The organism is Candidatus Vicinibacter proximus (genome assembly GCA_016713905.1).
In the GTDB taxonomy this organism is placed as follows: domain Bacteria; phylum Bacteroidota; class Bacteroidia; order Chitinophagales; family Saprospiraceae; genus Vicinibacter; species Vicinibacter proximus.
The window spans coordinates 295,478-303,571 of sequence record JADJOE010000002.1 but is presented as its reverse complement, the minus strand read 5'-3'; the positions used below and the strand labels follow the sequence as shown (position 1 = coordinate 303,571).

The 8,094-nt window shown below is 38.1% G+C and carries 7 protein-coding genes; 4 read left to right on the top strand and 3 right to left on the bottom strand.

Annotated elements, in window-relative coordinates; genetic code table 11:
• Positions 1–401: 401 nt before the first annotated feature.
• The gene (locus IPJ83_07695) at positions 402–554 is read left to right on the top strand and encodes a hypothetical protein (GenBank protein MBK7880425.1); all 153 of its coding nucleotides are present in this window, start codon (positions 402–404) and stop codon (positions 552–554) included.
• A 231-nt stretch (positions 555–785) separates the two neighbouring features.
• On the opposite strand, the gene IPJ83_07690 is transcribed toward IPJ83_07695, so the two are convergent.
• The 3 genes from IPJ83_07690 to IPJ83_07680 all read right to left on the bottom strand — a co-directional run bounded on the left by IPJ83_07690 (position 786) and on the right by IPJ83_07680 (position 5,124).
• Positions 786–3,293, bottom strand: a complete 2,508-nt coding sequence (locus IPJ83_07690) for a thioredoxin family protein (GenBank protein ID MBK7880424.1) — start codon at positions 3,291–3,293, stop codon at positions 786–788.
• An 80-nt stretch (positions 3,294–3,373) separates the two neighbouring features.
• Complete coding sequence (gene purQ / locus IPJ83_07685) at positions 3,374–4,093, bottom strand: phosphoribosylformylglycinamidine synthase subunit PurQ (protein MBK7880423.1); 720 nt, start codon at positions 4,091–4,093, stop codon at positions 3,374–3,376.
• A gap of 2 nt (positions 4,094–4,095) precedes the next feature.
• Entirely contained in the window at positions 4,096–5,124 is a 1,029-nt protein-coding gene (locus tag IPJ83_07680; GenBank protein MBK7880422.1) for a hypothetical protein, read from the bottom strand.
• Between the two features lie 68 nt (positions 5,125–5,192).
• Between IPJ83_07680 and IPJ83_07675 the strand changes: the two genes are divergently transcribed.
• The 3 genes from IPJ83_07675 to IPJ83_07665 all read left to right on the top strand — a co-directional run bounded on the left by IPJ83_07675 (position 5,193) and on the right by IPJ83_07665 (position 8,093).
• A complete protein-coding gene (locus IPJ83_07675) occupies positions 5,193–6,167 on the top strand; it encodes a polyprenyl synthetase family protein (protein ID MBK7880421.1) in 975 nt (324 codons plus the stop codon).
• Positions 6,168–6,499: 332 nt separating this feature from the next.
• Positions 6,500–7,309 (top strand): GHMP kinase, encoded by an 810-nt coding sequence (locus tag IPJ83_07670; protein MBK7880420.1) that lies wholly within the window; start codon positions 6,500–6,502, stop codon positions 7,307–7,309.
• 43 nt (positions 7,310–7,352) lie between these two features.
• Positions 7,353–8,093: an FAD-dependent oxidoreductase gene (locus IPJ83_07665; GenBank protein ID MBK7880419.1), complete on the top strand. Its 741-nt coding sequence runs from the start codon at positions 7,353–7,355 to the stop codon at positions 8,091–8,093.
• Position 8,094 lies beyond the last annotated feature (1 nt).

Below are 8,094 nucleotides of genomic sequence, written 5' to 3'. Positions count from 1 at the left end.
AAAAGCGTGGTTCGCAATACTGGTTTTTCCCCAAATTATTAGCATGACCCAACAAACAATAAGTCAAAATCTGAAAACTATTGTTTGATTTAGGTTTGAAGAAATCAAAGTACACAACGTTTAACACAATTAATGCTTTAAGGCGCTATGGGATAAAAGAGAAAGAACATAACGGAACAAGCGTTCCATCGAATGAACCCTCTGTGATCATCAACAAAGCAATGAGCGACTTTTCCATAAGTAAATGATTTGTCCGACCAATAACAAACGTGGCGACTTTTAGCGCTACCCTGACTCACTGCTTCCAGCTTGTAGGTCCGTTTAACTACATGTAACAGACAGGCCAAGCCGATGGAGTCATCAGGCGAGATGCGAAAGTTTGAGAGTTAGGATTACCAACCATGGTGGATCTTTTGTTGCAGGTGTCCGATCACAATCCGACTTTTGGATTGGTCAAACTTACAATGGTTGCAAGTGAAGGAGATCTCTCCCCTCAGGTGGAAAGTGTGCAACTTTTGGCACTCCTCCAGGAGGTAGGTGCGAAAGCGGCATAGTATATATTTAGAGGTGTTTGGACTAAGAATCAAAATTCTAATGCAAAGAACAGGTTAAATTTATAGAGGATCCTATTCACTACTTTTTAAAAGTTATAAGGCGAATGACAATCAATATTTTAAATGGGCATTTTAGAATAGACAGACCTTGCCTGGATGATTTTTAAGCTTTTCTAAAATGATTGTGATCCGAAAAATTATTCTTCAATCGGGTTCTGATTAAAAAGGTTTTTAATGCGCCCCTACTTTGCCTTGTTCATTTCTAAAAGCTTCAAGGCCGCAGTCCAGAAATTGATTATATGATTCTACTCCTTCTCGGTATCCTCTTGGCTTGGCTAAAATTTTTTCATCAGGACTCATCATCACATATAGCGGTTGTGAATTTTGATTAAAGTTTACGATTTGAAAATCTGCCCATTTGTTGCCAATGTTGCGGATTGGATTCTTGGTAACAGAAGAAACCAATTGAGCGTCCAACGGAGCTCTGTCGTCAACATATAAAGAGACCAAAACAAAATCTTCAATCAACTTCTTACGAATCTTGTCATTCACCCAAATGTGTTCTTCAGTCTTGCGACAATTGACACAGCCATAACCGGTAAAATCCACAAAAAGGGGTTTGCCGGTTTCTTTAGCATAGGCAAGGCCTTCATGGTAATCCTTAAAACAATCAATATTGTTTGCACATTTGGTGTAAGAAGGATATTTCGATTTAATGTCTGAGTTGATTACTGGTGGAGGTAAAAAATAATTGTATGTGGATGGAGGTGCAAGACCGCTCATCATAGACAAAGAATGGTAAGAACTATACTCCGGAACGTATCTAAAACCGCTGCCAAGGTAAAATGTAAGAAACAAAGCACCAAGTGCAAAAGCCCATCTTACAGGTCCCAGTTTTTTCACCGGACTATCGTGTGGAAATTTTATAAAACCAAATAGATAAATGGTCATCAGTGCAAATATCAATACCCATAAACCCATAAAAATCTCATAACCCAATATTCCCCAATGTTTAGTCATGTCTGCGACAGATAAAAATTTTAAGGCCAGAGCCAACTCAAGAAATCCCAGTACAACTTTTACACTGGACATCCAGGATCCGGACTTAGGAAGACTGTTCAACCAGGCAGGGAATGCAGCAAATAAACCAAATGGCAAAGCAAGGGCAAGCGAAAAGCCAAACATGACTATGGCAGGACCCACAGGGTCTTTTGCAGATTCAACAATAGCCGATCCAATAATAGGGCCTGTGCAGGAAAAGGATACAATGGCTAAAGTAAATGCCATGAAAAAGGTTCCGATCAAACCACCTTTGTCCGCCATGGAATCTGTTTTGTTTGACCAACTGCTGGGTAGCGTGATTTCGAAATAACCAAAAAATGAAAATGCAAAAATCACAAAAATGATAAAAAATAATACGTTGGCAATCCAGTTGGTGGATAATTCATTTAGTGCCGTAGCGCCAAAAATTGCGGTAATTAATAATCCTATGGCTACATAAATTACAATGATGCTTAATCCATAAATTAATCCATTCTTTACACCTGATTTACGATCCTTGCTACCTTTTGTGAAAAAGGAAACGGTCAATGGAATCATTGGAAAAACACATGGAGTAAGCAAAGCAAGCAAGCCCCCCAGAAATCCAAATAACAATGTCCAGAAATAATTTGTGCCTCTTACCCTTTCTTCGCCGCAATTGCCGACTGGATTAGCTAAAGTACTTGCAATGCTTGGAATGGTCTGATCTATATTGTTTCCGTCAATTATGGATCCGGTAGAACTTCCGGCACCTTCAAGCATAATTTTTACATTCTTCGGATCTATTTCAAATCCTAAACTTTTAGGTGGCAGACACTTGGTTGCATCACAAGTCTGGTATGTGAATACTCCCTTAATGGCCTGTGCAGGATCACTTATTTCAATATTTTGAGAAAAGACAACATGTTCCTTGTATTTGATCAATTCCATTTCAAAGATGTCATCAAATCCTTTAATCTGGTGCTCACTTGTTTCTTGAAGATCTCCTGATTTTTTATAAGATGTTGCGGCCTCCCAGTCAATGGATGAAGGAATAGGTCCCTCATCACCGATTTTATTGGAATAAATGAACCAACCCTGGTCAATTTTTACATCCAATTCAATTTGGTAAGATGTCTCATTTAACTTTTTTATCCTGGCTACTACTTTTACCGGGTCATATATTTCGTTGGAACCGCTTTGTCCATTCATTGTAACGGCCACTGGTGCAATGCCTGCTGGGCTTTCATCCGTTGAAGCAGTGGTGCCTTCCAGATTAAAAACAAATTCTTTTGGAGTGGGGGGAATACATTGTTCGCTGTCACAACTCATGTAATAAACAGATGCCTTAATAGGCTTAGAGGGATCTTTGATTTTTACCTTCTGCACAAAATCTACATGGTCGTAATATTTGCTGACAATTTTATTTTCGAACAAAGGTTCAGGGCCTTCTTTCTTTTTTCCAATTTCCTGGGTTTTCCCCAAAACTTCAAAATGGGCACCATTGGTAAAAGTTACCTCTGTAGGGGATGCTGCTTCCGGATCAGAGGTTTGGCTATAAATGGCCCAGCCTTTGTCCAGTTTGGCTTTAAAAATAAGTTCGTATTCTTTGTCGCTTACTTTTTTGGTCTCAGTTGTCCAATGCACAGGATTCAAGATTTGTGCATAAGAAATCATGCAATAATTCAAAAGAAACATCAAGCTGAGAGATAACCGCATAAATTTTGTTTTTACAAATTTAGAATAAAACAGAAAGGGAGACGAATCCGGTCCGCGCTTTTAACGGTTAATTAACCAGTCTAAGCTATGAGCGCATAATGTTCTTTGAGCCAGGAGAAAAGGCTGTGAAACAAAAACTTACCATCCGTATTACCCAATGCTTCTTCTGAAGCTCGTTCTGGATGTGGCATCATTCCACAAACGTTTCTATTTTCATTACAGATTCCCGCAATGTTCAGGCATGCTCCATTAACGTTTGAAGATGCGGATACTTTTCCATCTTCATCACAATATTGGAAAAGGATTTGATTGTTTTTTTGTAAATCGCTTAAAGTCTTTTCATCTGCGTAATATCTTCCTTCCGCATGAGCTATTGGAATTTTATAAGCCCGGTGGAGATCTAGGTCGTAGGTCAGAGGACTATCCTTGGTTGCGGCCTTCAAGTAAACATTCTTACATATAAAATGCTGGTTTTCGTTAAGCAGCAATTGTCCCGGCAAAAGTCCGGCTTCACAGAGTATTTGAAACCCATTGCAAATGCCAATAACCATCCCCCCATTTCGTGCAAAGCGAATAACATCTTCCATGATAGGGCTAAATCTTGCAATTGCTCCACATCTGAGATAATCACCAAAAGAAAATCCCCCGGGTATAAAAATGCAATCTCCGGGATTGAACCCTTCTAGTTTGGTTTCTTTATGCCAAATGTGAACAACTTTATATCCAAAAACTTGCCCAAGGACGTACAACATGTCATCATCACAATTGGAACCCGGGAAAGTGATTACACCAAATTTCATAATTACCAGTTTTGAAGTTGCAAAAATAAGGCTGAAAAGACAAAGATCAGATGAAGGGTTTCTAAAATTAAAGGATTTTTAATTTTGGTCACCAATAATCCTATAAGAAAACAAATTGGCGTAATCAGTATGATAAGATGACTGACGCTGCTGACATCCAAAAACAACATTGAAAAAAACGAAATTAACAAGGCCCAAAAAATCAGATCGTAATATTTCTGAATAATAATGGAGCGTCTAATTTGAAAAAAATTATATTGTACCAAAACGGTGCATAGCATTAGAATCATCATTCCAAAGTGCACAAAACCTTTGGATCCTATTTGAAATGAAAATATGTAAGGTCTGAAAAAACCGTTTGCTTCAGATGGAAAAAATACATGTTCCGTTCTAATAAAATATAAACAGGTAAACAATAAAAAGTAAACGTTAAAAAATCCTGCAATAATTTGAAGAACTTCCCTGAGAGAAAGGCCTCTTAAAAGGATAATGGCTACAATACCTAAAAAAATAAAGATGTAATAAGGCATGTAAAAAAGACTGGCAAGTCCAATAAAAAGGCCGAAATTAAATAATTGAAGAGGAACAGTTTTCTTTACATAGATGTCCAGAATGTTCCCAAGAGCAAGAATAAAAAATAAGTTTGCTAAGAGTACGGGACTAAAATTTATGGTATCCTGATGGAAACTGCAAAACAAAATAAAAATAACTCCTGGGAACAGCTGAGCATCCTGGTTCATCCTGAATTTATTTACGATTCGGTTGATCAAAATAGCCTGAAATGCTATTAATATGGAGGATGAAAAAAAAGTAAAGGAAAGGTCTTGAATATAATCTCTAAAAATCAGATTAAAAAACCAGGATTTTGATTCAATGATCAAGGGAAATGGTCTAAACCATGCGCCCAAGTGTAAAATAAAAGCATACGGAATAATCAGGAGCACATTGAAAAGCATATTTTTCCTGAAAAGCTGCAGCACTAGGTAATATTTTTGTGCAAGATAGGCTATTCTGCTCAAACCGGGGTTCATGACCCCGTCCAAATGATGAGAAGAATTGTTTATTCATCATTTGATTACCCTATCTTTGGGCCAAGATCATGAAAGCTAGTCTCGAGGAAATTAAGTTGCCAATAAAAGAGGAACTCAAGCAATTTGGAACCCATTTTAAGGCCGCCATTGCAAGTAAAGTTCCATTGCTGGATAAGATCAGTTACTACATTGTAAAAACCAAGGGCAAGCAATTCAGACCGCTTATCAGTTTGCTATCTGCAAAAGTATTTGGTCCGATCAATGCGCAATCTTTTGCAGCGGCAACCATGGTAGAACTATTGCATACGGCAACTTTAGTGCATGATGATGTTGTCGACGATTCCGAACAGAGAAGAGGTTTTTTTTCGATCAATGCGCTTTGGAAAAATAAAATCGCCGTGCTTGTAGGGGATTATCTTTTGTCCAGAGGTTTATTGGTAGCATTGGAAAGAGATCAGTTTTCTATGTTGAAAATATTGTCTCAGGCAGTTACAGACATGAGCGAGGGTGAATTGTTGCAATTGGAAAAAGCCCGAAGGCTGGATATCAATGAAGATATTTATTACCGCATCATTCGACAGAAGACTGCCTCATTGATTGCCGCTTCGGTCAGCTGTGGGGTATTGAGTACCAGTGAAGATCCTGAAATGCTAAAGCTGATGCATCAGTTTGGATCCGATTTAGGCATGGCTTTCCAGATAAAGGACGATCTCATGGATTTGTCGGAAGAAAGTGTAGGAAAACCCAGGATCAATGACATCAAGGAAAAAAAAATGACACTTCCTCTGATTATCGCTTTGAAAAACGCACCTTCACAAAAATCCAGGCAATTAATCAATCAGATTCGTGCAAACTCTGAAGACCCAAAGGTAATTCAAGCTGCGATACGTTTTATTCTTGACCATAATGGTGTAATTGAAGCATCTAAAAGCATGATGGATTTTCGTGACAAGGCACTGGGTTCTCTGAAGACATTACCGGATAATGAAGCACGTGCGTCTCTTGAAAAAGTATGCTATTTTGTAACGGAGAGAAATAATTAACAAGATTTAATACCGCCATATAGCGAAAAGAGTCATTCCTCTTTTTATCCCCAATGCTTTTTTAAATATTTGTTTATACAACCCAGTCGACTTTTGTTCATTAATGATTTAAGATCAGAATATTCTTCAGGTCAAAACACTTAAAAGATATCTGCGAAAAAAGCCCCTAAAGTTGACATATTTAATTTTACAATGTATCTTCGCAACGATTTTAAAAATTTATATATATTAAAGCTGAATATTTCTCTAGGGGTAAAGTATTACTAAGTGCAGAATACTTGGTTTTACATGGCGCAACTTGCCTGGCTCTCCCTACGAAATTAGGGCAAAGGATGAAGGTTCAGGAACTATCCGGTTCTGAAGTGCTCTGGAATTCATACGATAACAATGGAAAAAAATGGTTTGAAGCAGAGATAGACCTGATGGGTCTTGATGTAGTCAAATCCACGGACGAAGTTGCCGCCAAATACTTGAGGAAGATCTTTAAAGCTTGCTGCAATAACAATTCTGAATTTCTTTCCCACTGGAAAAAATATAAAGTGGATCATTATCTCGACTTTCCACTAAACTGGGGTCTGGGATCCTCTTCTACACTCATCAACAACATGGCTTCCTGGGCAGATGTAAACCCTTATCATCTTTATTTTGACATAGAGAATGGTTCCGGTTATGATGTCGCTTGTGCCAATTCTGAAGGTCCAATTCTCTATACTCTTGGAGACGGCAGCATAGATCTGGAAGAAGTCGACTTTCATCCGGGATTTGCAGGTCAACTTTATTTTCTGCCTTTGCAAACAAAAGTAAATTCTCGGGAAGCTGTCAAAGCAGCTCGCACCAAGAATCCGGATAAAGGTTTAATTAAGAAAGCCAGCGACATGACGGAGAAGTTGTTAGACCTAAAATCGCTTACCGGTTTTGAAAATTGGGTCAATGAACATGAAAAAATGGTGTCAGATTACCTAGGAGAAACAAAAGTCAAAGATCGGTTGTTCCCTGACTATTGGGGTGCTGTAAAAAGTCTTGGTGCCTGGGGTGGCGACATGGTTCTAGTCTCCAGTGATAAGAATCAAAAGGAAACCGAAGATTATTTTGCAAGCAAAGGATATTCAAAGCTCATCCCATTTAAAGATTTGGTGCCCTAGGAGTTACTTTTACTTTATTATTTAATCTAATGCTAACCTAAATATGCAATGGCATGAAGCTGAATATATTGGTCAGAAAATAGAATCTGCAACCACCCGTAGGTTTTGGTTTAAGATAAAATCAGAACAAGCATTGCCTTATGCTGCCGGACAGTTTTTTACTTTTGATTTACCAATGGGTCAGAAACGTGCAGAGCGTTGGAGGAGTTATTCCGTTGCAAATGCTTGGGATGGAAGTAACATGATTGAATTGTGCATTTCTTATAAAAAGGGCGGGTTGGCAAGCAGATATTTTTTTGAAGATATCAATAAAGGGGATGTGTTGAAATTTAAAGGTCCGGATGGAGGTTTTATTCTTCCCTCTAATGTCGGAAGTACCTTGAACATGATCTGTACCGGAGCAGGAATTGTACCTTTTCGTTCCATGATCCAGGAGGTAGAGAAAAATGGGATGAAGCATGAAGGCATCCATCTGATATTTGGAGTCAGAAAAGAAAAAGATATTTTATACTATGAGGAAATAGTAGACTGGGCAAAGTATCTGAAAAATTTTAAGGCCAGTATTTGTTTGTCGCGGGAAACAAAATTGCCACCAAATGCAGAAAACCTGACTTTTCATAAAGGATATGTGCATCCTGTTTATTTGAATGAAAAGTATCGCGCACTTAAGGAAAACATATTTATGATTTGTGGCTGGACAGAAATTATTGATGAAACCGTGTTGCATCTTATAAATGAATTAAAGGTTGATCGCGGACAAATAAAATATGAACTTTTTGGCTAAG

Excerpts from the sequence above, each read along its gene's own strand:
- purQ (MBK7880423.1), bottom strand. The coding sequence starts at position 4,093 with ATGAAATTTGGTGTAATCACTTTCCCGGGTTCCAATTGTGATGATGAC.
- IPJ83_07670 (MBK7880420.1), top strand. The coding sequence starts at position 6,500 with ATGAAGGTTCAGGAACTATCCGGTTCTGAAGTGCTCTGGAATTCATAC.
- IPJ83_07680 (MBK7880422.1), bottom strand. The coding sequence starts at position 5,124 with ATGAACCCCGGTTTGAGCAGAATAGCCTATCTTGCACAAAAATATTAC.
- IPJ83_07665 (MBK7880419.1), top strand. The coding sequence starts at position 7,353 with ATGCAATGGCATGAAGCTGAATATATTGGTCAGAAAATAGAATCTGCA.
- IPJ83_07690 (MBK7880424.1), bottom strand. The coding sequence starts at position 3,293 with ATGCGGTTATCTCTCAGCTTGATGTTTCTTTTGAATTATTGCATGATT.
- IPJ83_07695 (MBK7880425.1), top strand. The coding sequence starts at position 402 with ATGGTGGATCTTTTGTTGCAGGTGTCCGATCACAATCCGACTTTTGGA.
- IPJ83_07675 (MBK7880421.1), top strand. The coding sequence starts at position 5,193 with ATGAAAGCTAGTCTCGAGGAAATTAAGTTGCCAATAAAAGAGGAACTC.